This window comes from Salipiger sp. IMCC34102, from assembly GCF_004145405.1.
Lineage (GTDB): Bacteria > Pseudomonadota > Alphaproteobacteria > Rhodobacterales > Rhodobacteraceae > Loktanella.
Map to the genome: position 1 here is coordinate 190,638 of NZ_SELQ01000003.1, position 25,805 is coordinate 216,442.

The 25,805-nt window shown below is 66.5% G+C and carries 19 protein-coding genes; 8 read left to right on the forward strand and 11 right to left on the reverse strand.

From position 1 onward, the window contains the following. Positions 1 to 3 precede the first annotated feature (3 nt). From EU805_RS08545 to EU805_RS08580, 8 genes are all read right to left on the reverse strand, one after another. Positions 4 to 1,182: an alpha-hydroxy acid oxidase gene (locus EU805_RS08545; RefSeq protein WP_129763554.1), complete on the reverse strand. Its 1,179-nt coding sequence runs from the start codon at positions 1,180 to 1,182 to the stop codon at positions 4 to 6. Further along, positions 1,179 to 2,531 carry an FGGY-family carbohydrate kinase gene (locus EU805_RS08550; RefSeq protein WP_129763555.1) on the reverse strand — a complete coding sequence of 451 codons (1,353 nt, stop codon included), beginning with the start codon at positions 2,529 to 2,531 and terminating at the stop codon, positions 1,179 to 1,181. Before EU805_RS08550 ends, EU805_RS08545 begins: the two co-directional genes overlap by 4 nt. Next, positions 2,528 to 2,842 carry an L-rhamnose mutarotase gene (gene rhaM, locus EU805_RS08555; protein WP_129763733.1) on the reverse strand — a complete coding sequence of 105 codons (315 nt, stop codon included), beginning with the start codon at positions 2,840 to 2,842 and terminating at the stop codon, positions 2,528 to 2,530. Before rhaM ends, EU805_RS08550 begins: the two co-directional genes overlap by 4 nt. Further along, on the reverse strand, positions 2,842 to 3,837 hold the full coding sequence (locus EU805_RS08560; RefSeq protein ID WP_129763556.1) for an ABC transporter permease: 996 nt from the start codon (positions 3,835 to 3,837) through the stop codon (positions 2,842 to 2,844). The genes rhaM and EU805_RS08560 overlap by 1 nt, the downstream gene beginning before the upstream one ends. Further along, on the reverse strand, positions 3,834 to 4,817 hold the full coding sequence (locus tag EU805_RS08565) for an ABC transporter permease (RefSeq protein ID WP_207208089.1): 984 nt from the start codon (positions 4,815 to 4,817) through the stop codon (positions 3,834 to 3,836). The genes EU805_RS08560 and EU805_RS08565 overlap by 4 nt, the downstream gene beginning before the upstream one ends. Positions 4,818 to 4,819: 2 nt before the next feature. Further along, a complete protein-coding gene (locus tag EU805_RS08570) occupies positions 4,820 to 6,334 on the reverse strand; it encodes a sugar ABC transporter ATP-binding protein (RefSeq protein ID WP_129763557.1) in 1,515 nt (504 codons plus the stop codon). A 102-nt stretch (positions 6,335 to 6,436) separates the two neighbouring features. After that, positions 6,437 to 7,438, reverse strand: coding sequence for a rhamnose ABC transporter substrate-binding protein (rhaS, locus tag EU805_RS08575; protein WP_129763558.1), 1,002 nt, complete (start codon positions 7,436 to 7,438; stop codon positions 6,437 to 6,439). A gap of 23 nt (positions 7,439 to 7,461) precedes the next feature. Continuing rightward, a complete protein-coding gene (locus EU805_RS08580; protein ID WP_129763559.1) occupies positions 7,462 to 8,274 on the reverse strand; it encodes a DeoR/GlpR family DNA-binding transcription regulator in 813 nt (270 codons plus the stop codon). Between the two features lie 186 nt (positions 8,275 to 8,460). On the opposite strand from EU805_RS08580, the gene EU805_RS08585 reads away from it, so the two are divergent. Together EU805_RS08585 and EU805_RS08590 are read left to right on the forward strand one after the other, a co-directional pair. After that, positions 8,461 to 10,560 carry a bifunctional rhamnulose-1-phosphate aldolase/short-chain dehydrogenase gene (locus tag EU805_RS08585; protein ID WP_129763560.1) on the forward strand — a complete coding sequence of 700 codons (2,100 nt, stop codon included), beginning with the start codon at positions 8,461 to 8,463 and terminating at the stop codon, positions 10,558 to 10,560. A gap of 21 nt (positions 10,561 to 10,581) precedes the next feature. Continuing rightward, complete coding sequence (locus EU805_RS08590) at positions 10,582 to 11,820, forward strand: L-rhamnose isomerase (RefSeq protein WP_129763561.1); 1,239 nt, start codon at positions 10,582 to 10,584, stop codon at positions 11,818 to 11,820. Between the two features lie 281 nt (positions 11,821 to 12,101). Here the strand turns inward: EU805_RS08590 and EU805_RS08595 are convergent, their stop codons facing one another. Continuing rightward, the gene (locus tag EU805_RS08595; RefSeq protein ID WP_129763562.1) at positions 12,102 to 15,545 is read right to left on the reverse strand and encodes a pyruvate carboxylase; all 3,444 of its coding nucleotides are present in this window, start codon (positions 15,543 to 15,545) and stop codon (positions 12,102 to 12,104) included. A 64-nt stretch (positions 15,546 to 15,609) separates the two neighbouring features. Beyond that, on the reverse strand, positions 15,610 to 16,743 hold the full coding sequence (locus EU805_RS08600) for an alpha-hydroxy acid oxidase (RefSeq protein ID WP_129763563.1): 1,134 nt from the start codon (positions 16,741 to 16,743) through the stop codon (positions 15,610 to 15,612). Between the two features lie 154 nt (positions 16,744 to 16,897). On the opposite strand from EU805_RS08600, the gene EU805_RS08605 reads away from it, so the two are divergent. Continuing rightward, positions 16,898 to 19,294, forward strand: a complete 2,397-nt coding sequence (locus EU805_RS08605) for an ATP-dependent helicase (protein ID WP_129763564.1) — start codon at positions 16,898 to 16,900, stop codon at positions 19,292 to 19,294. A 598-nt stretch (positions 19,295 to 19,892) separates the two neighbouring features. On the opposite strand, the gene EU805_RS08610 is transcribed toward EU805_RS08605, so the two are convergent. Next, positions 19,893 to 20,093, reverse strand: coding sequence for a DUF1127 domain-containing protein (locus tag EU805_RS08610; protein WP_129763565.1), 201 nt, complete (start codon positions 20,091 to 20,093; stop codon positions 19,893 to 19,895). Between the two features lie 265 nt (positions 20,094 to 20,358). Between EU805_RS08610 and EU805_RS08615 the strand changes: the two genes are divergently transcribed. From EU805_RS08615 to EU805_RS08635, 5 genes are all read left to right on the forward strand, one after another. Beyond that, complete coding sequence (locus EU805_RS08615; protein WP_129763566.1) at positions 20,359 to 21,432, forward strand: Mrp/NBP35 family ATP-binding protein; 1,074 nt, start codon at positions 20,359 to 20,361, stop codon at positions 21,430 to 21,432. Between the two features lie 764 nt (positions 21,433 to 22,196). Further along, the gene (locus EU805_RS08620) at positions 22,197 to 22,691 is read left to right on the forward strand and encodes a division/cell wall cluster transcriptional repressor MraZ (protein WP_129763567.1); all 495 of its coding nucleotides are present in this window, start codon (positions 22,197 to 22,199) and stop codon (positions 22,689 to 22,691) included. Between the two features lie 4 nt (positions 22,692 to 22,695). Then, a complete protein-coding gene (rsmH, locus tag EU805_RS08625; protein WP_129763568.1) occupies positions 22,696 to 23,661 on the forward strand; it encodes a 16S rRNA (cytosine(1402)-N(4))-methyltransferase RsmH in 966 nt (321 codons plus the stop codon). Then, the gene (locus tag EU805_RS08630; RefSeq protein WP_165351918.1) at positions 23,658 to 24,020 is read left to right on the forward strand and encodes a cell division protein FtsL; all 363 of its coding nucleotides are present in this window, start codon (positions 23,658 to 23,660) and stop codon (positions 24,018 to 24,020) included. The genes rsmH and EU805_RS08630 overlap by 4 nt, the downstream gene beginning before the upstream one ends. After that, positions 24,017 to 25,795 carry a penicillin-binding protein 2 gene (locus EU805_RS08635; RefSeq protein ID WP_129763569.1) on the forward strand — a complete coding sequence of 593 codons (1,779 nt, stop codon included), beginning with the start codon at positions 24,017 to 24,019 and terminating at the stop codon, positions 25,793 to 25,795. The genes EU805_RS08630 and EU805_RS08635 overlap by 4 nt, the downstream gene beginning before the upstream one ends. Positions 25,796 to 25,805 lie beyond the last annotated feature (10 nt).

The following is a 25,805-nucleotide window of genomic DNA, read 5'->3' on the forward strand; positions in this document are numbered from 1 at the left end:
AGGTCAGCGGCCCGCCAAGGCGCGCGGTTCGGCGCCGTCCCGGAAGCGCAGGTTGTCGCGGGTCAGCTGGTCGATGCGGGTGCGGCCCATCAGGCGCATGTCGCGGATCAATTCGTCGCGCATCAGGCCCAGCGCGCGTTCGACCCCCGGTTGGCCGGCGGCGGCCAGCGGGAAGAGGTAGTAGCGCCCCAACCCGACGGCCTTGGCCCCCAGAGAAAGCGCCTTGAGCACGTGGCTGCCGCGGGTCACGCCCGAGTCCAGCATGACGTCCAGTCGGTCGCCCGCGGCCTGCACGATCTCGTCCAACTGGTCGAAGGGCGAGCGCGATCCGTCGAGCTGCCGCCCCCCGTGGTTCGAGATCACGACCCCGGCGCAGCCGATGTCGGCCGCGCGCACGGCATCCTCGGCGGCCATCACGCCCTTCAGGCAGAACGGACCGCCCCACATCTCGACCATTTCGGCCACGTCGTCCCAGTTCATCGCGGGATCCAGCATCTCGGTGAAGTATTGCCCGATGGAGGCGGTGCCGCCGCCCATGTCCACATGCGCGTCCAGTTGCGGCAACGCGAAGGTGTCGTGACTGATGTAGTTGATCCCCCAGGCGGGCTTCATGACGAACTGCGCAAGGCCGCGCGCGTTCAGGCGGAACGGGATCGAGAAGCCCGTGCGCTTGTCGCGCTCGCGGTTGCCGCCGGTGATGCTGTCGACGGTCAGCATCATGACCTCGACGCCGGCTTCCTTGGCGCGCTGCATCATGGCGCGGTTCAGCCCACGGTCCTTATGGAAGTAGAACTGGTAGACCTGCGGGTTGGAATGTTTCTTCCGCAGCTCTTCCAGGCTGACGGTGCCCAGCGAGGATACGCCGAACATGGTCCCGAACTTCGCGGCGGCGGCGCCGGTGGCGCGTTCGCCGTCGTGGTGGAACAGGCGTTGCAGGGCCGTGGGCGAGCAATAGACCGGCAGGTCGAGCTTTTGCCCCATGACGGTAACCGAAAGGTCCACCTCTTCCACCCCGCGCAGCACGTTGGGGATCAGGTCGACCTCTCCGAAGCTCGCCGCGTTGCGCGCGAGGGTAGATTCATCGTCCGCGCCGCCGTCGATGTAGTCGAAGATGGGCGAGGGCAGTCGGCGTTTGGCCAGGCGCCTGAAATCAGCGTGATTGTGGCAGTCGGTCAGTCTCATGAGGTCTCCATCATGCGGCGCCAGGTTTCGGCGTAGGTACGCAGCGGCTTCGCGTCGCCCCGTGCGATACGCCGGCCCGCCGGACGCTTCGGCCCCGGTGCCACCAGCAGCGCGCTGCCGACCGAGGTTCCGGTGGCCGAGGCGCTGGCCTCGACCTCGCCGCGCAGGGCGCCGAGCATGGCAAGGTAGTCATCGTTGCGTGCGAAGGGGCCTTCGACGATCACGGGGCCCTGTGCGCCGATGAGCGACAGGCAGGTATCCGTCATCAAGGCGAGGTACCACGACAACGCCAGCATCCGCGCGCCTTCGGTCACGGGCTCTTTCGTGAACCCCCCTTCGTGGTCGGGAAAGGGACCGGTGCCCGGAACGGTGCCCGGGCGGATGAAGAGACCTGACAGCACCTCGTCGCGGTCGGCCTGCGTGATCGCGGGCGCGGTCCCGGGGCGCAGAAGCTCGAACTCGCGGCCCCCCATGAACCGGGCGGAGGGGACGGGATCGCCCTTGGCGTTCACGTTCACCAGCGTGTCGCGCGCGGGGTCGAGCGTCGTCTCTGCGCCTCCCACGGCCATCGCGATGACCCAGGTCCCGGTCGAGACGACCGAGAAGGGGGCCGCACGTCCCGCCAGGTGCGGATAGAGTGAGGCGTTGCTGTCGTGGATGCCGCAGGTGACGGGCGTGCCCGCGGGCAGGCCGGTGCGGGCGGCGATCTCGCGTGTGATCGGGCCCAGCACCTCGGAGGAGATGCGCGCCGGGGCCAGGCGTCCGGCCAGGCCCAGCCGATCGACCAGCGTGGAAGCCCGGCCCGCGAATGGTGCCCAAAGGTCGGTGTGACAGCCCAGCGAGGTCACGTCGCTGGCAAGCTGGCCGGTCAGCCGGTAGCCCCAGTATTGCGGGTAGGTCACGACGTGGGCGACGCGCGCGTTAAGCTCCGGATCCTGCAACTGCCAATGCAACTGCGCGCCCAGGTTCAGGCCGGCGGGCAGGCGGGGCGAGCCGGTCTCTGCGAAGGGCGGACGGATCGCCTCGTAGTCGAAGGCCGTCGCTTCGGGGCCGTCGTGTTCGTAATCCAGCATCGGTGCGGCGAGCGCGCCCTTCGCATCCAGCAGCACCGCCGCCGCGCCATGGGTCGTGACCGAGATCGCGTCGATGCCCTGCGCCGCGTGAAATTGGCCGAGCGCGTCCAGCAGAAAATCCCAATGTCCGTCGAGGTCGAAGTGCGGCCAGGGTGGTCCAGGGCGCACGGCATTGGGGCGCGTGACGACGGCAATCTCGGCCAGATCGGACAGATCGACGAGCGCCAGCTTCGCGTTGGTCTTGCCGATGTCGATGACGGCGACGCGGGTGGTCATGGCAGGTGGAACATCGGGGTAAGCGGGGTGGCCACGGGTGAATTGTCGGGCTGCGTGTGCATCAGGTCGGCCATATGCGCCCACCAACGCTGCATCACGTCCGTCTGCGGCAAGGCGTCCATCCCGTGATCATCGGTCCGCCAAAGCACCGCGAAGAGGATGTCCGTCTCCTCGTCGAGGTGGATCGAGTAATCCGACACGCCGGCGTCCTTCAGCAGGGCGACCAGCTCGGGCCAGATCTCGTCGTGGCGACGTTTGTACGCGTCCCGGCAACCGGGGTTGAGGTGCATCTTGAAGGCGTGTTTCTCCATCATCTTCTCCGCATGGCCCAGAGGCGGGGCAGGGCGATGACCCCGATCAGAAGCGCGCCGATGACGATCGACATCACGATGCCCGGCACGTTCAGCAGGCCGAGGCCGAAGGTGACCAGACCCATGACGAAGGCCGCGATGACGACGCCCGGGATCGTGCCCGACCCGCCGAGGATGTTGATCCCGCCCAGGACGACCATGGTGACGATCTCGAGCTCCCACCCCATCGCGATGGAGGGCCGGGTCGAGCCCAGCCGCGAGGTCAGGCAGACCGCGGCAAGGCCCGACATCAGGCCGGTCAGCAGGAAGAGGATGAACTTCACCCGCGCCACCCGGATGCCCGAGAAGAGCGCCCCCGTCGGGTTGTTGCCGATGGCATAGACCGCGCGGCCGAAGTTCGTCGTATGCAGCACGATCCCGTAGATCACGGCGATCAGCGCAAAGAGCACGAATTCGAACGAGATCACCCAGAAGACGTAGCCGCGCCCGAAATAGGAGAAATCGGAAGGGTAGCCGCCGTAGGCCTGGTCGCCCAGGACGATGTAGGACAGCCCCCGGAACAGGCTCATGGTCCCGATGGTCACCACGATCGAGGGCAGGCCCAGCCGGGTCACCAGAACCCCGTTGAAGGCGCCGCACAGCACCCCCGTGCCCAGGCCCACCGCGATCAGCACCGGCGTGCCCGCCCCCGCCTGCACGGCCGCCCCCATCGCGGTGGAGGCCAGCGCGATGATCGCGGCGACGGACAGGTCGATCTCTCCTGCTATGATGAGCAGCGCCATGGCGAAGGCGATCATCGCCTTCTCGGTAAAGTTGAAGGTGGCGTCCGACAGGTTCCAGGCGTTCAGGAAGTAGGGCGAGGCGAAGCTGTTGGCGATGAAGATCGCGACGGCCACGATCAGCAGCAGCGTCTCCCAGCTCTTGATCCGCTTGTCGAGCGGGGTCCGCAGGCGGTCGGGGATCGCGCGCCCGGTGGCGTGGTCGGTCAGGCTCATGCCGGTTTCTCCGCGGATTTCAGGATGATGCGGCCTTTTTCTCGTGTCGCGCGGGCGTTCAGCGCCACGGCGATGATGATCGCGGCCCCCGAGATGGCCATCTGCCAGAACGGAGAGATGTTCACGACCGGCAGCGCGTTCTTGATCACGCCCAGGAACAGCGCGCCCAGCACCGCCCCGCCCACCGTTCCGATGCCCCCCGCGATGGAGACGCCACCGATCACGCAGGCCGCGACAACGTCGAGCTCGAATCCGCCGGCGATATCGACATAGGCCACCGCATAGCGCGACACCCAAAGATACCCGGTAAGCCCCGCCAGCGCGCCGCTGATGGTGAAGGCCCAGAACTGGCTGCGACCGACGTTCAGGCCGGTGTAGGTCGCGGCATGGGGGTTGCCCCCCACCGCGTAGAAGGCCCGGCCCAGCGTCGTGCGCGTCATCACGAGGCCGAAGACGACGATCGCCAGGATCGCGGTCCAGCCCAGCACCGGAAGGCCCAGGACTTCGGCCCGCGGGAAAGCCTTGAAGGCGGCCGACATCTCGTGGCTGTTCACCCAGTTGCCGTCCGAGACGAGGAAGATAATGCCGCGGTAGATGGTCAGCGTGCCCAGAGTCACGACGATGGGCGGGATCGCCAGTTTCCACACGAGAATGCCGTTGAACATTCCCATCAGCGTGCCGAGACCCACCGCCACGGCGATGATCACCGGGATCGGCAGATCGGGATAGGCCACGTTGAGCATCGCCACGCACATGCCCGAAAGCGCCAGGTTGGCCGCCACCGACAGGTCGATGCAGCGGGTCAGGATCACGATCATCTGGCCGATCGCCAGCAGGATCAGCGGCGAGGTATCGTTGAACACGCGCAGCAGGTTGCCGGGTGCGACGAACCCCGGAAAGCGGGTCGCGATCAGCGCGCACAAGGCCGCCACCGCCCCGAAGAGCAGCATTTCGCGCGAGGTGAGAAGACGTTTCAGCATGATCAGATTCCGGCCGCGTGGCGCACGAGGGTTTCGGGGGTCATCTTCGCGCCCGAAAGCTCGGCCGCCATCCGGCCCTCGCGCATCACGATGACGCGGTCGGACATGCCAAGCACTTCCGGGATTTCCGAGCTGACCATGATGACGGCGAGCCCCTGCGCCGCGAGTTCCGCCATGAAGGCATGCACCGCGGCCTTGGAGCCGATGTCGATACCCTTGGTGGGCTCGTCGAGGATGATGATCTTGGGCTGCGTCGCCAGCCACTTGGCGATGACGACCTTCTGCTGATTGCCGCCCGACAGCGTGCCAAGCTCGGTGTCGAGCGAGGCCGCGCGCAGATCGAGGCGCCGGGTGTACTCGCGCGCAAGGTCGAACTCTCTTGCCATGCGCAGGAAGCCGCCCCGCGACGTGCGACCCAGCGAGGGCAGCGTGACGTTCTGGAAGATCGGCAGGGCGGTGATCGCACCTTGCTTGCCGCGGTCCTCGGGGACGTAGACCAGCCCCGCCGCGATCGCATCGGCGGGCGAGTTGAGCGTGACCGGCTGGCCGTCGATGTGGATCTGGCCCGCGCTCGGTTTCGTGATGCCGAAGAGCGCCTGCATGACCTCCGACCGGCCGGCGCCGACGAGGCCGTAAAACCCAAGGATTTCACCTTGGTGCAGGTCGAAGTTGATGTCGGCGAACTCGGTCGGATGGGCGTAGTCCGTGACCCGCAGGACCTCCTCCCCGATCCGGGCCTCGCGGTCCGGGAACACGGCGGAGACGTCGCGGCCCACCATCATCGTGACCAATGCGGCCTCGTCGATTTCCGAGACATGGCCCTCGCCCACGAACTGGCCATCGCGGAACACGGTGTAATGGTCGGCGATGCGGAAGATCTCGTCGAACTTGTGGCTGATGAACAGGATCGCCTTGCCCTGTGCCTTGAGTTTTTCGACCAGCTCGTAGAGCTCGTGGATCTCGGTATGCGACAATGCGGCGGTGGGCTCGTCCATGATGACGACGCGGGCGTCGACCGAGAGGGCGCGGGCGATCGCCACGAGGTGCTTGCTGGCGATGCCAAGTTCGCGCAGCTTCGTGCGCGGATCGAGTTTCGCGCCGATGCTCTCCAGGATCTCGCGGGCGCGGGTTTCCATCACGGTCCAGTCGATCAGGCCGAAGGTGCGGCGCGGGGCGTGCCCGAGGAAGATGTTCTCGGCCACCGACAATTCGTCGAAAAGCACGGTTTCCTGGTGGATCGCGGTGATGCCCGCCGCGGTGGCGTCGCGGGGCGTGGGAAACCGCGTGGCTTCGCCGTCGATGCGGATCTCTCCGCCGTCGGGCTGATAGATGCCGGTCAGGATCTTGACGACCGTGGACTTGCCGGCCCCGTTCTCTCCGACGAGTGCCGTCACCTCGCCGGGGTAGAGGCCCAGCTTCACCTCGTCGAGCGCGGTGACACCGGGAAAGGTCTTGGTGACGCGGTCGAGGGCGAGGACGGGCGTGGCGTCCGCCGGTGTCGTGGCGAGAGCGGGCATCGAGGATCCTGCGGCGAAAGGGCGGGGAAGGCACCGCCCCGGCCCGTGGCCGGAGCGGTAAGGATCGCGTAGCCCCGGTGAGAGGACCGGGACCGTTCGGGATCAGAAGATCGACTTGAACTCGTCGATGTTCGAGCTGTCGTAGACGAAGGGATCGGCCATCGCGCCGGAGGTCGTCTCGTCCAGCGTCACTTCGCCCATGCGGCCCATCGGGATGCTGGCGCCGGGTTGAGCGGTCGCTTCGTCGGTGGCCAGCGCGTGGGCAATCATGACGGCGGAATAGCCCAGGTCGATCGGGTTCCAGATCGCGAAGGACCGGGAGGCGCCGGACTCGATCGCGCCGGCCATCTCGGAGGGCAGGCCAAGGCCCGTGACGTTGATCTCTCCGGCCTTGCCCGCATCCTCGACCGCTTGGGCGGCGGCCACGATGCCGACGGACGTGGGTGCTATGATCGCGTCGAGGTCGGGGTAGGACTGCATCAGGCCCTGTGCCTCGCGGTAGGACTTGTCGGCCAGGTCGTCACCGTAGACGGTCGCCACGACCTCGATCCCGGGGTAGTCTCCCATGACCTTGTTCATCTCCTCGATCCAGATGTTCTGGTTCGTGGCCGTCGCACTGGCCGACAGGATCGCGACCTGCCCGCCGTCGGGCAGGTTGTCGGCGGCGAGCTTGATGATCATGTTGCCGATCAGCTCGTTCGAGGAGGGGTTGAGGTGCATCTCGCGCCCGCTTTCGGCGACGCCCGAATCCCAGCTGATGACCGTGATGCCACGCTGCATCGCGCGTTCCAGCGCGGGCGCCACGGCGTCGGGATCGTTGGCCGAGATCGCGATGGCGTCGACGTTCTGGGCGATCAGGCTGTTGATGACCTCGATCTGGCCTTCGGCGGTGGTGTCGGTGGGGCCGGTATAGATGATCTCGGTGTCGCCAAGCTCGGCGGCTGCTTCCTCAGCGCCTTCGGCGGCGGCCTCGAAGAAGCCGATGCCCAGCGCCTTGACGACCAGCGCGATGCGCATGTTGTCCTGCGCCATGGCCGAGGTGCCCATCAGGCTGGCGGTCAAGCCGAGGCCCGCGACGAGGGTGGTGAAGGTACGACGTTTCATTTCAGGTTTCCTCCCATGGAAAGTTACGATCCGGACTGGCTGTCCGTCTCGCCGCGAGCGCCGCCCGACTGGGCGACGATCAAGGTGATGTCCGCGCCCTCGAGCATGGCGGCGGTCTTGTCCGAGATCCGGTCGTCGGTGATGACCGTATCGATCCGCTCCAGCGGGCAGAGCACGAGGCTGGAGCGGTTCTCGAATTTCGATGAATCCACCAGCACGACCAGTTCGTCGGCCTGGTTGATCAGTTTCTGTTCGGCCTGGATCAGCAGGGGGTCGGCCTCCATCAGGCCGATGGGGCCCAGGCCTTGCGCGCCCATGAACATGCGCCGGGCGTAGAAATTGCGCGTCACGTCGTTGTCGAAGGGCGACAGGATGATGTTCTGTTCGCGGTAGATCGCGCCTCCGGAAAGCATGATCGTGTTCTTGGAATGCTTGAGCAGATGCTCGGCGATGGGGAAGGAGTTGGTGAAGATCTGGCACCGGCGCGAAGCCAGCGGATGGACCATCTGGAACGTCGTGGTGCCGCCGTTGATGATGATCGACTCGCCATCCTTGCACAGATCCACAGCGGCGCGGGCGATGGCCTGTTTCTCGGCGGCGTGCAGGGTCTCGTTGATCGCGAAGGGCCGTCCGGCGAGGCCCACGAAGGTGGGCGGGCTGATCGCCTCGGCTCCGCCGCGGACGCGCCGCAGCTTCTTTTGCAGATGAAGCGCGGCGATGTCCCGCCGGATCGTGGCTTCGGAGGCTTCGGTCAAGGCACATAGATCGGCCACCGTCACGACAGGTCGATCCTGGATCGCGGACAGAATGATGCCGTGCCGTTCTTTTTCGTGCATGTGATCCTCCCTGGTCCCGAGACTGATCGATCAAGACGCGCCCTGTCAATCACTTTCGATCACGAGCACTCATTCTGCGGTGCAGCATGAACGGTTGTGAGCGTTTATGATTGACTTCGATCCCGGATCGCCGCACCAAAGTCGGGACTGACATCGGGGCGACGGCAGCCCCCAAGGGAGGACCGCATGACCAAGACCGCCACCGATCTGCTCGAGAACCGCTGGGACGAGGACAAGGCCCGCGGCATGAGCGAGCCCGAACTGCTGCTCTACCGCTCGAACATCCTGGGACAGGACAAGCGCGTGACGAACTACGGCGGGGGCAACACCTCGGCCAAGGTCATGCAGAAGGACCCGCTGACCGGCGAAGAGGTCGAGGTGCTTTGGGTGAAGGGGTCGGGCGGCGACATCGGCTCGATCGAGATGTCGGGCTTCTCGACGCTCTACATGGACAAGTTGCGGGCGCTGAAGGGCCTCTACCGCGGGGTGGAGTTCGAGGACGAGATGGTGGGCTACCTGCCGCATTGCACCTTCAACCTGAACCCGCGGGCGGCCTCCATCGACACGCCGCTGCATGCCTACGTGCCCCGCACGCACGTCGATCACGTCCACGCCGACGCGATCATCGCCATCGCCGCGGCCAAGGACGGCGAACGGCTGACGCGCGAGATCTTCGGCGATCGCGTCGGCTGGCTGCCCTGGAAGAAGCCCGGCTACGAGCTTGGTTTGTGGCTGGAAGATTTCTGCACCAAGAACCCGCAGGCGGAAGGCGTGGTCCTGGGTTCGCACGGGTTGTTCACATGGGGCGACACCGCCAAGGCGTGCTACGACAAGACCATCGAGGTCATCAACGAGGCGACCGCCTGGCTGGGCGCACGGATGGAAGGCCAGACGATCTTCGGCGGTGCCGCGCACGAAAGCCTGGACCCGGCCGCCCGCCGCGCGGTGGCCGCCCGCCTGATGCCCGCGATCCGAGGCTTCGTGTCGGGCAACCAGCACATGGTGGGCCATTTCAACGACGAGGACGCGGTGCTGGAGTTCGTGAACGCCAAGGGCATGCCGCCGCTTGCCGCGCTGGGCACGTCCTGCCCGGATCACTTCCTGCGCACCAAGATCCGGCCGCTTGTGATCGACTTCGATCCCGCCAAGGGCAACGTGGACGACGTGCTGGCCGGTCTTTCCGACCAGATCGCCGCCTACCGCGCCGACTACGCCGCCTATTACGACCGCTGCAAGCGGCCCGACAGTCCCGACATGCGCGATCCGAACGCGGTGGTCTATCTCGTGCCCGGCGTGGGAATGATCACCTTCGCCAAGGACAAGGCCACGGCGCGCATCTCGGGCGAGTTCTACGTCAACGCGATCAACGTGATGCGCGGAGCCGACACGGTGGACGAATACACCGGCCTGCCCGAACAGGAAGCCTTCGACATCGAGTACTGGCTTCTGGAAGAGGCCAAGTTGCAGCGCATGCCCAAGCCCAAGTCGCTCGCCGGTCGCGTGGCGCTGGTCACCGGCGGGGCAGGCGGGATCGGGGCCGCGACGGCGGCGCGCTACCTGTCCGAAGGAGCCTGCGTGATGCTGGCCGACATCGACGAGTCAGCACTCGCCTCCACGGCCGAGACCCTCGCCGGGCGCTTCGGCCCCGATGTCGTGCGCACGGTGCAGATGAACGTCACCCAGGAGGAGGCCGTTCAGGCCGCCTACGCCGAGATCGCCGTGGAACTGGGCGGCGTCGATATCCTGGTGTCCAACGCGGGCATCGCATCCTCCGCGCCGGTGGAGGAGACCTCGCTTGCGCTGTGGAACAAGAACATGGACATCCTGTCCACGGGCTATTTCCTGGTCAGCCGCGAGGCGTTCAAGCTGTTCCGGGTGCAGGACATCGGGGGAGCTGTCGTCTTCGTCGCCTCCAAGAACGGGCTCGCCGCATCGCCCAACGCCAGCGCCTATTGCACCGCCAAGGCGGCAGAGATCCACCTGGCGCGCTGCCTGGCGCTGGAAGGGGCAGAGGCGGGCATCCGTGTGAACGTGGTGAATCCCGACGCCGTGCTGCGCGGGTCGAAGATTTGGGAGGGCGACTGGCTCGACCAGCGGGCCAGCACCTACGGCACCGACAAGGAGGGGCTGGAGGAGATGTATCGCAAACGCTCGATGCTCAAGCGCTCCGTCCTGCCCGAGGACATCGCGGAGGCCGCCTATTTCCTGGCCGCCGATACCTCTGCCAAGTCGACGGGCAACATCATCAACGTGGATGCGGGCAACGTGCAGGCGTTCACGCGGTAAGGCGCGGCAAGGGAGGATACCATGACGAGAGCTTACGATCTGGCGAAGGCCATGTATGCCGACTGGGGCGTCGACACCGAGGCCGCCATCGACCGGCTGAAGACGATCCCCATTTCGATGCACTGCTGGCAGGGCGACGACGTGGTGGGGTTCGAGACCCGCACAGGCTCCTCTGGCGGCGGCATCCAGGCGACCGGCAACCATCCCGGCCGCGCGCGGACCCCGGACGAGCTGCGCGCCGACCTGGACTTCGCCTACGGGCTGATCCCGGGGCAGCACCGGCTGAATTTGCACGCGATGTACATGGACACCGACCGGACGCCCGACCGGGACGAGATCGAGTATGCCCACTTCGCCCCCTGGGTCGACTGGGCGAAAGGGGCGGGGGTGAAGCTCGACTTCAATCCGACGTTCTTTGCCCATGCGAAGGCCGACGACAACCTGACCCTGTCGCACCCCGATCAAGGCATCCGCGACTTCTGGATCGAGCATGGCCGCCGCAGCCGCGAGATCGCCGCGCGCTTCGGGCAGGAGCTGGACAGTCCTTCCATCAACAACGTCTGGGTGCCCGACGGCTACAAGGACGTGCCCGTCGACCGGATGGCCGCCCGGCGCAGGCTGGATGCGGCACTCGATGCGATGTTCGACACGCCGCTGGACGGGATGAAGGACGCGGTGGAAAGCAAGCTTTTCGGGATCGGGGTCGAGGCCTGCACCGTCGGCAGCCACGAATTCTACATGGGATACGCGATCCGAAACGGCACGGTCCTGTGCCTCGACATGGGTCATTTCCATCCGACAGAGAGCGTGGCCGACAAGCTCTCCGCTGTGGCGTTGTCGGTGGACGAGCTCCTGCTGCACGTCTCGCGGCCCATGCGGTGGGACAGCGACCACGTGATCCTGCTGGACGATTCCATCCAGATCATGGCGCAGGAGCTGATCGCGGGCGATCTGCTGGACCGGACCCACATCGGTCTCGATTTCTTCGATGCTACGATCAGCCGGACCGCGGCCTGGGTCATCGGCACGCGCAACATGCAAAAGGCGCTGTTGCAGGCTTTGCTGCGTCCGCTGGACCGGTTGCGCAAGGCCGAGGACGAGATGGACTTCACCACCCGCTTCACGATGACCGAGGAGCTCAAGGACCTGCCTTTCGGCGCGGTCTGGGCCGAGTTCTGCGACCGCATGGACGCTCCCACGGGGCAGGCGCTGATCGGCAAGCTGGACGACTACCAGTCGAAGGTGGCGTCCCGCGGCTAACGCGGAACTCTGACAGGAAAACGGGGGCGGCGGGACGAGGTCGTGCCGCCTCTGTCTCGAAAGCCCGCAACCAGCGTGATCCTGGCCGAGCGTGAAGGGCGCCCCTGGCGCGATCCTTCGCATGTGGCCGGATCTTCGGGGCGGTGATCCAGCCGCAGGCTGATCGGTCCCGGCATCGGGCGCCTTCCCGAAGAGCGACAGATCCACTCCGCGCCCGCGGGCGACCGGCGGACGATGGAACGCCCCTGCCGCGGATCGGCTCCGCAGCAGGGGCGACGGGCTCAGCTTTCGAATTCCACCAGCAGGTCCTTGGCGTCGATCTGCGATCCCGCGCCGACATGGACGGCCTTGATGGTGGCGTCGCGTTCGGCGTGCAGGCCCGTCTCCATCTTCATCGCCTCGATGGTCAGCAGAAGATCGCCCTTCTTCACCTTGGCACCGACCTGGGCCGCGACAGTGGCCACGACTCCGGGCATCGGTGCGCCCACGTGATCGGGGTTGCCGAGCTCCGCCTTGGCATGGCTGACCTTGTCGGCCGCGGCAAGACGGTTCAGCACCCGGATCGTGCGGGGCTGTCCGTTGAGTTCGAAGAAGACCTTCACCTCGCCATCCTCGTTGATCTCCGAGGCGGCCTGCATGCGGATTTCCAGCGTCTTGCCGGGGTCGATCTCGGCGCTGATCTCCTCTCCGGGCTCCATGCCGTAGAAGAAGGTCCGCGTCGGCAGGGTCCGCACGGGACCGTAGAGGTCGTGCCGCGCCGCGTAGTCGGTGAAGACCTTGGGATACATCAAGTAGCCCATCAGGTCCTCGTCGTCGATGTCGCCGGGGACCTTGGCCGAAAGCTCCGCGCGGGCCGCATCCAGGTCGACCGGCTTCAGATGTTTGCCGGGCCGGTCGGTCAGGGGCTTTTCGCCCTTCAGGACCTTCTTCTGGATCCCCTCCGGCCAGCCGCCCGGGGGTTGGCCCAGGCTGCCCTTCATCATGTCCACGACCGAGTCGGGGAAGGAGACGTCGACCGCAGGGTCCTCGACCTCCTCGCGGGTCAGGCCCTGGCTGACCATCATCAGGGCCATGTCGCCCACGACCTTCGACGACGGCGTCACCTTCACGATGTCGCCGAACATCCGGTTCACGTCGGCGTAGGTCTGCGCGACTTCGTGCCAGCGATCCTCGATCCCCAGGGAGCGGGCCTGCGCCTTGAGGTTGGTGAACTGGCCGCCGGGCATCTCGTGCAGGTAGACTTCCGACGCAGGCGCCTGAAGGCCGCTCTCGAAGGCGGCGTAATGCGCACGCACCTGTTCCCAGTAGTTCGAAATCTCGCGGATCGCGGCGATGTCGAGGCCGGTGTCGCGGGGATCGTGCTTGAGCGCCTCGACGATGGAGCCCAGCGTCGGCTGGCTGGTGTTGCCCGACAGGGCGTCCATCGCGGCATCCACGCAATCCACCCCGGCGGCGGAGGCGGCGAGCACGGTGCCGATGGCCGCGCCCGAGGTGTCGTGGGTGTGGAAGTGGATCGGCAGGCCGACCTCTTCCTTGAGCGCGGTCACGAGCTGGCGCGCGGCGGGCGCCTTCAGAAGCCCCGCCATGTCCTTGAGGCCCAGGACGTGCGCGCCCGCGGCTTCCAGGTCCTTGGCCATGCCGACGTAGTACTTGAGATCGTACTTCGACCGGTCGGGGTCGAGCATGTCGCCGGTGTAGCAGATCGTGCCTTCGCAGACCTTGTCCGCCGCGATCACCGCGTCCATCGCGACGCGCATGTTCTCTACCCAGTTCAGGCTGTCGAAGACGCGGAAGACGTCCACGCCCGAGGTCGCGGCCTGCTTCACAAAGGCCTGCACCACGTTGTCGGGATAGTTCGTGTAGCCCACGCCGTTCGAGGCGCGCAGCAGCATCTGCGTCATGATGTTGGGCATCTTCGCGCGGATGTCGCGCAGGCGCTGCCAGGGGCATTCCTGCAGGAAGCGGTAGGCCACGTCGAAGGTTGCACCGCCCCAGCATTCGACGCTGAAGAGCTGGCTCATCTTCGTGGCGTAGGCGGGGGCTACGGTGATCATGTCGATCGAGCGCATGCGCGTCGCCAGCAGGGACTGATGCCCGTCGCGCATGGTGGTGTCGGTGATCAGCAGGTGCGGCTGGTCCTTCATCCACTGCGCCACGGCGGCGGGGCCGTCCCGGTCGAGAATCTGGCGCGTACCTTCGGGAACGTCCGTCGTCGTCTTGACCGGCGCGCGGGGCAGCTTGGCCTCGGCGGGGGGCTGTGTGCGACCCGCGGTCTCGGGGTGCCCGTTCACGGTGATGTCGGCGATGTAGGTCAGGATCTTCGTCGCACGGTCACGGCGGGCCTTGAACTCGAAGAGCTCGGGCGTCTCGTCGATGAACTTCGTGTGGTACTCGTTGCTGAGGAACGTCGGGTGCTTGAGCAGGTTCTCGACGAAAGCGATGTTGGTGCTGACGCCGCGGATGCGGAACTCGCGCAGCGCCCTATCCATGCGGGCGATCGCCATCTCGGGCGTGGGCGCGCGGGCGGTCACCTTGGTCAGCAGGCTGTCGTAATAGCGCGTGATGACCGCACCCGAATATGCCGTGCCGCCGTCCAGGCGGATGCCCGGTCCGGTCGCCGTGCGGTACATCTGGATCCGGCCGTAGTCGGGGATGAAGTTGTTCTGCGGATCCTCGGTCGTGACGCGGCATTGCAGCGCGTGGCCGTCGAGCTGCACGTCGTACTGGCTGGCGCAGCCCGTCGCCTCGACGATGGACTTGCCTTCGGCGATCAGGATCTGGGCGCGAACGATGTCGATGCCGGTGACTTCCTCGGTCACGGTGTGTTCGACCTGCACGCGGGGGTTCACCTCGATGAAGTAGAACTCGCCCGAGTCCATATCCATGAGGAACTCGACGGTACCCGCGCATTCGTAGTTCACATGGGCGCAGATCTTCTTGCCGAGGTTGCAGATCCGCTCGCGCTGGGTCTCGCTCAGGTAGGGGGCGGGAGCGCGTTCGACGACTTTCTGGTTACGCCGCTGGACCGAGCAGTCGCGCTCCCACAGGTGATAGATCTGGCCGTGGCTGTCGCCCAGGATCTGCACCTCCACGTGGCGGGCCTTGAGGATCATCTTTTCCAGATAGCCCTCGCCGTTGCCGAAGGCGGCCTCGGCTTCACGCCTGCCTTCGCGGACCTTGTCCTCCAGCTCCGCCTCGGACTGGATCGGGCGCATGCCGCGCCCGCCACCGCCCCAGGAGGCTTTCAGCATCAGCGGGTAGCCGACCTCGTCCGCCTGGCTGCGGATGACCTTCATGTCCTCGCCCAGCACCTCGGTGGCGGGGATGACCGGCACGCCCGCCTCGATGGCGACGCGACGCGCGCTGGCCTTGTCGCCCAGCTTGCGCATGGTTTCGGCCTTGGGGCCGATGAAGGTGATCCCCGCTTCGGCGCAGGCGTCGACGAAATCCGGGTTCTCGGACAGAAGACCGTAGCCGGGGTGGATCGCGTCCGCGCCCGACATCTTGGCCACGCGGATGATTTCCTCGATCGAGAGGTAGGCCGCCACCGGACCCAAGCTCTCACCGATCCGGTAGGCCTCGTCGGCCTTGAAGCGATGCAGGCTCAACTTGTCCTCTTCGGCGAAGACGGCGACCGTGCGTTTGCCCATCTCGTTGCAGGCGCGCATGACGCGGATCGCGATTTCTCCGCGGTTGGCGATGAGGATTTTCTGGAAGTCGGCCATGTCTGCGATCCTTATGCGGTTGCAGCATTGTGTAAGCACCCCAAGGCGATGTCCAGTGGGGCGCCTAGCGGATCAGGCGGTCGCGCACATCGACAAGCCGGCGGGTGCCCAGCTGCCCCATGTTGGCGATCAGGTCCTGTCGCAGGATGTCGACGGCATGGGCGGCACCCGCCTCTCCAAGGGCGCCGAGACCGTAGTGGAACGCCCGCCCCAGCATCACGAAATCCGCCCCGAGGGCGATCATCCGCAGGATATCCAGCCCGCCCTCGACCCCGGAATCGGCGATGATCGGCAGGGACGTTTCGGCGCGGATCGCGGGCAGGACGGTCGCGGTCGCAGGCGCCGCGGCGAACTGGCGGCCCGCGTGATTGCTGACCCAGATCGCATCGACCCCGGCCTGTTCCAGCATCGGGGCATCTTCCGCGTCCATCGCGCCCTTCACAACCAGCGGGCCGTCCCAGGCGGCACGCAGCCGGGCAAGATAGTCCCGGTTCGGCGAGGTGCGCAGCAGGTAGCCGATATGCGCATTCGACGGCAGGGCGCCGCGATGGGTGGAATAGCCTTCCATCAGCTTCGGGCGGGGCATGCCACGGCGTGCGATCCCCGCGACCCAGGCCGGGCGGCGGGCGAGGTCGGCCAGCATCGACGGCTTGATCTTCGGCGGATTGGTCAAACCCCCGCGGGTCTGCCGTTCGCGGCGCGAGGCGACGGGGACGTCCGCCGTCAGGACCAGCACGCGGAACCCCGCCGCCCGCGCCCGATCCAGCATGTCTCGCAGGATCTCCGGATCGCGGGGCGGGTAAAGCTGGAACCAGCCGTCGGCCCCGAGGTGCGGGGCGACGTCCTCGGGCGTCTGCGTCGCCATGGTGGACAGACCGTAGGGCAGGGATTCGGCCGCGGCGAGACGGGCAAGAGAAGCCTCCGCCCCCGGCCAGATCAGCCCGGACATGCCGACGGGCGCGATCCCGAAGGGCAGGGGATGGGTCCGGCCCAAAAGCCTTGCGGAGAGGTCGGGGTCGAACTCGCCGTGCAGGATCGAGGGCCGCAGCAGCACCGCGTCGAGGGCGGCGCGGTTTCGGTGCAGCGTCGATTCGTCGCCCGTGGCACTGTCGAGATACTCCCAGACGAAATGCGGGATCCGGGCGCGGGCGCGGGATTTCAGGTCGGAGAGGGCCGGGTAACTTGCGTGCAAGGACATGGATGCGACGCTAGGCGTTCGATCGGGCGGTGGGAAGAGGAGGGTAACGACGGAGCCTCCGGCGGGCGTTTATTTTGCCAGATGAAGTCGGGGTCGCGAACGAAAGGGGAACGGGGGGTTTATTCGGGCGCCGTGGAAGAGTATTAACGCGGGCATGACCGATTATTCCGAAGACGACGCCTTCGAGCGTGCCGTGCCCTTGTCGCAACGTGCCATGGCGCGCCCCGCGGCGGCGGCCGATTACCTTGACGGGTTGAACCCCGCGCAGCGTGCGGCGGTCGAGGCGCTGGAAGGGCCCGTCCTGATGCTGGCGGGGGCCGGCACCGGCAAGACGCGGGCGCTGACCGCAAGAATCGCGCATCTGCTGACGACCGGCACGGCGCAGCCGCGCGAGATCCTGGCCGTGACCTTCACCAACAAGGCCGCGCGCGAGATGAAGGAGCGCGTGGGACGGCTTTTGGGGCAGACGGTGGAGGGGATGCCCTGGCTCGGCACCTTCCACGCAATCTGCGTCAAGCAATTGCGCCGTCATGCGGAGCTGGTGGGGCTGAAGTCGAACTTCACCATCCTGGACACAGACGATCAGTTGCGGCTGATGAAGCAGCTCATCATCGCCGAAGGCATCGACGAGAAGCGCTGGCCGCCGCGGATGCTGGCGGGGATCATCGACGGCTGGAAGAACAAGGCCTACGGGCCCGACAAGGTGCCGCTTTCGGACGCGGGCGCCTTCGACCACAAGGGGGTGGAGCTTTATGCCGCCTACCAGGCGCGGCTGCGCGATCTGAACGCCTGCGATTTCGGCGATCTGCTGCTGCATATGGTGACGATCTTCCAGACCCACGAGGACGTGCTGGCGCAGTACCAGCGCTGGTTCCGATACATCCTCGTGGACGAGTACCAGGACACCAACGTGGCCCAGTACCTGTGGCTGCGGCTTCTGGCGCAGTGCCACAAGAACATCTGCTGCGTGGGCGACGACGACCAGTCGATCTACGGTTGGCGCGGGGCGGAGGTCGGCAACATCCTGCGGTTCGAAACCGATTTCCCCGGCGCCACGGTCGTGAAGCTGGAACAGAACTACCGCTCGACGCCGCATATCCTGGCCGCGGCCTCCGGCGTGATCGCCTCGAACAAGGGGCGGCTGGGCAAGACGCTCTTCACCGACGCCGAAGAGGGCGAGAAGGTCCGCCTGATCGGCCATTGGGACGGCGAGGAGGAAGCGCGCTGGATCGGCGAGGAGGTCGAGGCGCTGCAACGCGGCACCCGGGGGCTGGAACCTGTCGGGCTGGACAACCAGGCGATCCTGGTGCGCGCGAGCCACCAGATGCGCGCCTTCGAGGACCGGTTCCTGACCATCGGGTTGCCCTACCGGGTGATCGGGGGGCCGCGCTTCTACGAGCGACTCGAGGTGCGCGACGCCATGGCCTATTTCCGCCTCGCGGTGAGCCTCGACGACGATCTGGCCTTCGAGCGGATCGTGAACACGCCCAAGCGTGGCCTGGGCGACAAGGCGGTTCAGACGATCCAGCGCACCGCGCGCAGCAATGGTGTGAGCCTCGTCGAAGGGGCGCGGCTCGTGGTGCAGGCGAAACTCCTGGGCGGCAAGGGCCTGCGCGAACTGGGCGTTCTGGTCGACGGCCTCGACCGCTGGCATGCGCAGGTGCGGGCCGAGGCGGATACCCACGTCGAACTGGCCGAGATGATCCTCGACGAATCGGGCTACACGGGGATGTGGCAGAACGACAAGACGCCGGAGGCGCCGGGCCGTCTGGAGAACCTGAAGGAACTGGTAAAGGCGCTGGAGAATTTCGACAACCTTCAGGGCTTCCTCGAACACGTGGCGCTTATCATGGACAACGAGACCGAGGTCGAAGGCGAGAAGGTCAGCATCATGACCCTGCACGCCGCCAAGGGGCTCGAGTTTCCCGCCGTTTTCCTGCCGGGGTGGGAAGACGGGCTGTTCCCGTCGCAACGCTCGATGGATGAAAGCGGTCTGAAGGGCCTCGAAGAGGAACGCCGCCTGGCTTACGTCGGGATCACCCGGGCGGAGGAGATCTGCACGATCTCCTTCGCGGCGAACCGCCGGGTCTACGGCCAGTGGCAGTCGGCCTTGCCGTCGCGTTTCGTGGACGAGCTGCCGGAGGATCACGTGGAGGTCCTGACACCGCCCGGCCTATATGGCGGCGGTTACGGGGCGGCGGGGATGGCGGCAACCGCCAGTCCGAAGCTGCGCGAGGAATCCATGTCCGACCTGCACCAGAAGGCGCATGACGCGAACGTCTACAACTCTCCGGGTTGGCGGCGGTTGCAAGCGCGCGGCCAGCAGCGCGGCGTGAAGCAGCCGGCGGAGGCGCGGAACATGGTCATCGATCTCGACGCGGTCAGCAGCTACACCACCGGCGACCGCGTGTTCCACACCAAGTTCGGCTACGGCGAGGTGATGGGGATCGAAGGCGACAAGCTGGCGATCGAGTTCGACAAGGCGGGATCGAAGAACGTCGTCGCCAAGTTCGTCGTGCCGGCCGATACCGCGAGCGACGTGCCGTTCTGAGAAGGTCGTCCAGGTCGCGCGTACGGCCCCATGCCATCGCCGGCGGAACCACCTGCGCGACGGCCCGGGGGGACGTCCGTGTGATCAGGAGCGTCACCAAGAGGATGGGCGCGATGCCTCGAACCGACATACGAAAAAAGGCGATGCGCGGGAGGAGGTGCGCATCGCCTTTTCGTTTGCGGCACAAACCTCGGGGAGGAGGTCGGGTCTGCGCCGGGACCGGGGCTTATGGGAGGAGAGCGCCCGGTCAACGGGCCGCCGCGGGAGGAGGTGCAGCGCCCGTATCCGTATGAGGTGCGGTGATCGCCGGGAGGAGGTGGCGATCACCGCGGTGTGGACCAACCGCAGGGAGGAGGACGCGGCGGATCCGGGTCTTTGTCCCGAGGGCATCGGCGGGGAGGAGGTCGCCTGAACCCTGGAACCAACGCATGCCGCGGGAGGAGGTGCGACATCCGTATCTTTTGTCAAAACGGCGGCCCCTGGCCGGGAGGAGGTGGCCGGAGCCGCCGTCTTGAAGGTGCACATCGCCTCTATGGGAGGAGGGGGCGACGCGCTACAGATCCGGGCGGGGAGGAGGTCGCCGGGATCCGATGGAAATTCAGTTGCCGTAGGCGGCTTCGGCCGCGATGCTCTTGACCATCGAGCGGGAGATGCCAAGATCGTCCAGTTCGCGGTTGCTGAGCGCGGACAGCTCACGGACGGTTGCGCTGTAGACGCGGCGGCGGTTCGCGGCGTCGATGAGCCGGGCGCGAAGACCGGCCAGGCCGTTCGGTGCGGTGTTGGTGCTGAAAAGTGCCATTTGGTCGGGCCTTTCGGCTATCGGGTTTGTCTGGCGTTCGGGGCCGGATTGCCCTGCTGCCTTGCTTGTGACCTTTATATGAGTTGATGCTGCAATTGCACAATCGCCGTCTCGGCAATGCTGCTATGCAGCAAATGCAAGGTTACCCAAGGTCGCTTGCGAATCCGTGAATCGCTACGGGCGCAGACCTTGCATCCGGGCGGCCTTGCACCTTCGCCCCGGGCGGCAGAGGGTGCAGCCGTTAGACAAGGAAGGACCCGGTCGCATGGCGCTTGATCGACGAACCCTCATGGACACGCTGTCGCGGGTCGGATTGCCCGATGGCGGCGACATCGTCTCGCGCGACATGGTGCGGGCCGTGACAATAGAAGGGGACACCGTCCGCTTTGTCATCGAAGCGCCCGATGCCGCGACCGCCGCCCGGATGGAGCCGGTGCGCGCCGCCGCGGTGCAACTGGTGCAGGAACTTCGACCGAACCTGTCCGTCTCTGCGGTGCTGACGGCCCACGGTCCCGCCAAGCCCGCGCCCGAACCCCCCAGCCTCAAGGTCGGTCGTCATCCCACGCCGCAGGACGGGCCGCAGCGCGTGGCCGGTGTCGATCGGATCCTGGCCGTGGGCTCGGGCAAGGGGGGCGTCGGAAAATCGACGGTGTCCTCGAACCTTGCGGTGGCACTGGCGAAGGCGGGGCGGCGGGTCGGCCTGCTGGATGCGGATATCTACGGGCCCAGTCAGCCGCGCATGATGGGGGTAAGCCAGCGCCCCGGCAGTCCCGACGGCAAGAAGATCATTCCGCTCAAGGCGCATGGTGTCACGATGATGTCGATCGGCTTGATGGTGGATCCCGCGAAGGCCGTGGTCTGGCGCGGGCCGATGCTGATGGGCGCGCTTCAACAGATGCTGGGACAGGTGGAATGGGGCAACCTCGACGTTCTTATAATAGACCTGCCGCCCGGCACCGGCGACGTGCAGCTGACGCTGGCGCAGAAGACCGACCTGACGGGGGCCGTCATCGTCAGCACGCCTCAGGACGTGGCGCTTCTGGACGCACGCAAGGCAATGGACATGTTCAACACCCTCAAGACCCCTGTGCTGGGCCTGATCGAGAACATGTCGACCTTCCACTGTCCGCATTGCGGTGAGGAAACCCAGATCTTCGGCCACGGCGGCGTCGGGCGCGAGGCGGAGGCGTTGGGCCTTCCGCTGCTGGGCGCCTTGCCCATCGACCTCGACACGCGGCTGGCGGGGGATGCGGGCACACCCGTTGCGGCAGGAGACGGCCCCGCGGCCCAGGCCTATGCCGCGCTCGCCAGAGGATTGATCGACGGCGGCATGGCCTGAGAGACAGCGGCGGGCCAAGCTTTCGACGCCTTTTCCGAGAATCACGCCGGATGCGGTCGAAACCGAGGTATTCCCGGCGTCGAACCCGCGAAATGCCTCGGTTTCGGCATGCGCGGAATCCCCTGGAACTTCAGTGAACCGATCCCCGACGCGCCGTTCCGATTCTGAACCGCTGTGAATCGACCGGGCGAGACGTCGGAATCGGGTCGCGCGGCGTCTCGGATTCGCGCAATTTTTCCCCCGAAATGAGCGCTAATATATATTGACTGCGGCGGGCCGGGCACGACCCTCGCCCGAATCGGACGGCGGCTAGAACTTTTTTCGCGCGTCACTGAACTTCTCTGAACCCGCCCAAAATCGTCAAGATATGGTAAAATTCATCCACAGGCATACCAAATATGCGCCGATCACTGGGGATAACAGACCGGTAACGGGCCCGTGATCACCCGGTCTGTCCCATGAAGTTCACAGAATTCCCAAATAAACCGTTGCCGGTCCCGCCCCCTCATGGCACAAACATCTCCAAGGAAAGACGGGCAGACAAACAAGGGGCGCCAAAGACCCCACCGGCGAAAAGTCAGGTTTCATACAGGCCTCGTTTTATCCTTGAACGATCCGGCGCGCGGGCGAGCAGACATCCCCCACGATGGCGCGTGTAGCTGGTCAGGCCCTCTCCAGGGGGCAGAAAACGGCGGATCGAGCAGTGGCAGCTGGCTCGGTTCGCCGTTTTCACATTCTAGAACCGTGGGGACGGAAAGGGCAACGTGGAAGAGGACGGCTTCACGGGCACGTTTCAGTCGAAGGTCGACCGGAAAGGGCGCATGTCCATTCCGGCGAAGTTTCGACGCGTGATCGAGGAAGGCGACCCCGCGTGGTCCTCCGGCAAGCCGATGCAGGCCAAGATACTCTACGGCAAGCACCTGGGCGAAAGCCTGCAGATCCTGACCGTGAACGAGTTCCGCGCAAAGATGGCCCGGATCCTCGCCATGCCCGATTCCGATCCCAACAAGCAGTACATCAAACGCCTGTTCCTGGGCTATTCCGACGAGCTGACCATCGACAAGGACGGCCGCGTCGTGCTCGCCCAGCGGTATCGCGAGAAGCTGGGCATCGTCGAAGGCGAGCTGTCCTTCATGGGTCTCGGCGATTTCATCCAGGTCTGGAAGGACGAGAACTTCGAGGAAGCCGTGGACGCACCCATGGACGACTGGCTGGAGGGGCGCGGCGACCATTTCGACCCCATGAGCCTGGTGGGCTAGCAAGATGGCCGATGCCGCACCCCATGTTCCGGTCCTCATCGACGCCATCATCGACGCCTGCGCGCCGGTGGAGGGGACCTGGCTCGACGGGACCTTCGGGGCAGGGGGCTACACCCGCCGCCTGCTGGAAGCGGGGGCCCGGCGCGTGATCGCCGTCGACCGCGATCCGCTCGCCTTCGAGATGGCGCGCGGCTGGATCGACGGCTACGGCGATCGCATCGAATGCGTGGCCGGTGAATTCTCGAAGCTGGACACCTATGCCGGTGAGCTCGACGGGGTAGTGCTGGATCTGGGCGTGTCCTCGATGCAGCTCGACCGGCCGGAGCGGGGCTTTTCCTTCATGCGCGACGGTCCGCTCGACATGCGCATGTCGCAAAGCGGTCCCTCTGCCGCGGACCTCGTGAACACGGCGGACGAGGGCGCGCTGGCCGACATCATCTACCTTTACGGCGAGGAGCGCGCCAGCCGACGGATCGCCCGCGCCATCGTCGCTGCGCGCCCCGTCAGCACGACGCTGGAGCTGGCCGGGCTGGTCGAATCCTGCCTGCCGCGCGCCAAGCCGAACCAGTCCCATCCCGCGACCCGAACCTTCCAGGCGCTGCGGATCGCGGTGAACGACGAATACGGCGAGCTGGCCGAGGGGCTCATGGCCGCCGAACGCGCCTTGCGCCCCGGCGGGCAGTTGGCGGTCGTGACCTTCCACTCGGTCGAGGACCGCATGGTCAAGCGGTTCCTGCAGGCCCGCTCGGGGAACACCGCAAACGCGAACCGTTTCGCGCCCGCGCTCGAAGAGGTGACACCCGCCTTCACTCAAGCCTCCCGCAAGGCCATCGCGCCGAACGAGGCCGAAGTCGCGGCCAATCCGCGCGCGCGATCGGCCAAGTTGCGGGTGGCCCGCCGCACCGATGCCCCGTCACAGCCCATCGACCGCAAGACGCTGGGCATGCCGCTGAGGAAGGACGACCGATGACCCGTTTCCTGATCAACCTGTGCATCGCACTTGCCGTCATGGGGCTTGGCACCTGGGCCTACCAGGAACACTATCGCACCCAGGCGGTGATGAAGGACGTCCGCGGCCTGCAGGCCCGGATCGGCGACGCGCACGAGCGCCTGGCGATCCTGCGCGCCGAATGGGCCTACCTCAACCGGCCCGACCGGCTGCGTGACCTCGCGGATCTGAACTTCGACCGGCTGGGCCTTCTGCCGATGGAGCCCGACAGCTTCGGCTCGGCGCGCTACATCGTCTACCCGATCCCCGACATCTTGCCGATCACCGACCCCATCGACGTGCAATCCTACCTCGCGACCCAAGGAGAGGACCCGCTGTGATCCGGACCCCGCTGCGCCCGCTCGCCCGTATCCTCAAGGCCCGTGAAACCGGCGAGGATCCCGGCGCCATCGAAGCCGAGAACCTGCGCCTGCGCAACGAGGCGCAGGCCGACCGCGCCCGCAAGCGCGCCGAACAGCGGCTGGTGCTGCTGGGACTGGCCTTCGCGGTGGCCTTCGGGGCGGTGGGTCTGCGGATGGGTGCCCTTGCCGCAACCGTTCCCGACGAGGCGCGCGTCGCCACCACCGGCAACCCCATCGTCGGCCGCCGCGCGGATATCGTGGACCGCAATGGCCGGATCCTCGCCACGAACTTCGCGACCCATGCGCTCTACGCGCAGACCCGCGACATGATCGACCCCGAGCGGGCCGCGCGCGAACTGGCCGAGATCTTCCCCGACCTCGACGAGGAGCGGCTGGTCAAGGATTTCACCGGTTCGCGCAGCTTCGTATGGGTGCGGCGCCGGATTTCGCCCGAGCAGATGCAACAGGTGCACGACATCGGCTCGCCCGGTCTGCTCTTCGGCCCGCGCGAGATGCGGCTCTACCCCAACGGTCCCATCGCCGCGCATGTGCTGGGCGGCGCCTCCTACGGGCGCGAGGGGGTCAGCAGCGCCGAGGTGATCGGCGTCGCCGGCATCGAGCGTACCATGGACGAACGCCTGCGCGACCCGGCCAACGACGGCGCGCCGCTGAAGCTTTCGCTCGACCTGTCCGTCCAGGCCGCGACAGAGGAGGTTCTGGCCGGCGGCATGGCCTTGATGAACGCCAAGGGTGCGGCCTCGGTCCTGATGGACGTGCACACCGGAGAGGTGATCGCGCTGGCCTCGCTGCCGGACTTCGATCCGAACTCCCGCCCGCGTGCGCTGCTGGAAGGCGACCAGTCCGACGATCCGCTTTTCAACCGCGCGGTGCTGGGGGTCTACGAGCTGGGTTCGACCTTCAAGATCTTCGCCGCGGCCCAGGCGATGGAGCTGGGGCTGGTAAACCCCCAGACGATGATCGACACGAAAGGCCCGCTTAGCTTCGGACGCCAGCGAATCCGCGATTTCCACCGGATGGACCCCATGATGACGGTGACCGATGTCATCGCCGAATCCTCGAACGTGGGCACGGCCCGGATCGCGCTGCAGATCGGCGGAGAGCGGCAAAAGGATTTCCTGGGGGAGCTTGGCCTGACGGAGCCCACGCAGATCGAACTGACGGAGGCGCCGACGGGCCGTCCGCTTCTGCCGCCGCGCTGGGGCGAGGTCACGACCGCCACGATCAGCTTCGGCCACGGGATGTCCGTCTCGCCGCTGCACCTGGCCCAGGCCTATGCCACCATCGCCAACGGCGGCACCCGCGTGACACCCACGCTGCTTGCACGCGACGCCGTGCCCGGGCCGCGCGTGATGCGGCCCGAGGTCGCGAGAGACGCGATCGACATGCTGCGCGGTGTGGTGACCGAAGGTACCGCGTCGATGGGCGATGTCGACGGCTACCAGATCGCGGGCAAGACCGGCACCGCCGACAAGCCCAAGCCCACGGGCGGCTACTACGACGACAAGACGATCACGACCTTCGCCACGGTCTTCCCCGCCTCCGATCCCCAGTACGTCCTGATCGTCACCCTCGACGAGCCGGTCGAGACCAGCGGCGATCAGCCCAAGCGGACCGCGGGCTGGACGGCCGTGCCGGTCGCCGCCGAGATGATCCGCCGCGTGGGTCCCCTGCTGGGTCTGCGACCGCAGATTGAACCCCAGGCGCAGGCTGGTGTAACACTGACCTCGAACTGATTTGGCGCCG

Bases quoted from the DNA above. Each gene is read 5' to 3' on its own strand.
- EU805_RS08545 (WP_129763554.1), bottom strand. From the start codon at position 1,182: ATGAGACTGACCGACTGCCACAATCACGCTGATTTCAGGCGCCTGGCC.
- EU805_RS08550 (WP_129763555.1), bottom strand. From the start codon at position 2,531: ATGACCACCCGCGTCGCCGTCATCGACATCGGCAAGACCAACGCGAAG.
- rhaM (WP_129763733.1), bottom strand. From the start codon at position 2,842: ATGGAGAAACACGCCTTCAAGATGCACCTCAACCCCGGTTGCCGGGAC.
- EU805_RS08560 (WP_129763556.1), bottom strand. From the start codon at position 3,837: ATGAGCCTGACCGACCACGCCACCGGGCGCGCGATCCCCGACCGCCTG.
- EU805_RS08565 (WP_207208089.1), bottom strand. From the start codon at position 4,817: ATGCTGAAACGTCTTCTCACCTCGCGCGAAATGCTGCTCTTCGGGGCG.
- EU805_RS08570 (WP_129763557.1), bottom strand. From the start codon at position 6,334: ATGCCCGCTCTCGCCACGACACCGGCGGACGCCACGCCCGTCCTCGCC.
- rhaS (WP_129763558.1), bottom strand. From the start codon at position 7,438: ATGAAACGTCGTACCTTCACCACCCTCGTCGCGGGCCTCGGCTTGACC.
- EU805_RS08580 (WP_129763559.1), bottom strand. From the start codon at position 8,274: ATGCACGAAAAAGAACGGCACGGCATCATTCTGTCCGCGATCCAGGAT.
- EU805_RS08585 (WP_129763560.1), top strand. From the start codon at position 8,461: ATGACCAAGACCGCCACCGATCTGCTCGAGAACCGCTGGGACGAGGAC.
- EU805_RS08590 (WP_129763561.1), top strand. From the start codon at position 10,582: ATGACGAGAGCTTACGATCTGGCGAAGGCCATGTATGCCGACTGGGGC.
- EU805_RS08595 (WP_129763562.1), bottom strand. From the start codon at position 15,545: ATGGCCGACTTCCAGAAAATCCTCATCGCCAACCGCGGAGAAATCGCG.
- EU805_RS08600 (WP_129763563.1), bottom strand. From the start codon at position 16,743: ATGTCCTTGCACGCAAGTTACCCGGCCCTCTCCGACCTGAAATCCCGC.
- EU805_RS08605 (WP_129763564.1), top strand. From the start codon at position 16,898: ATGACCGATTATTCCGAAGACGACGCCTTCGAGCGTGCCGTGCCCTTG.
- EU805_RS08610 (WP_129763565.1), bottom strand. From the start codon at position 20,093: ATGGCACTTTTCAGCACCAACACCGCACCGAACGGCCTGGCCGGTCTT.
- EU805_RS08615 (WP_129763566.1), top strand. From the start codon at position 20,359: ATGGCGCTTGATCGACGAACCCTCATGGACACGCTGTCGCGGGTCGGA.
- rsmH (WP_129763568.1), top strand. From the start codon at position 22,696: ATGGCCGATGCCGCACCCCATGTTCCGGTCCTCATCGACGCCATCATC.
- EU805_RS08630 (WP_165351918.1), top strand. From the start codon at position 23,658: ATGACCCGTTTCCTGATCAACCTGTGCATCGCACTTGCCGTCATGGGG.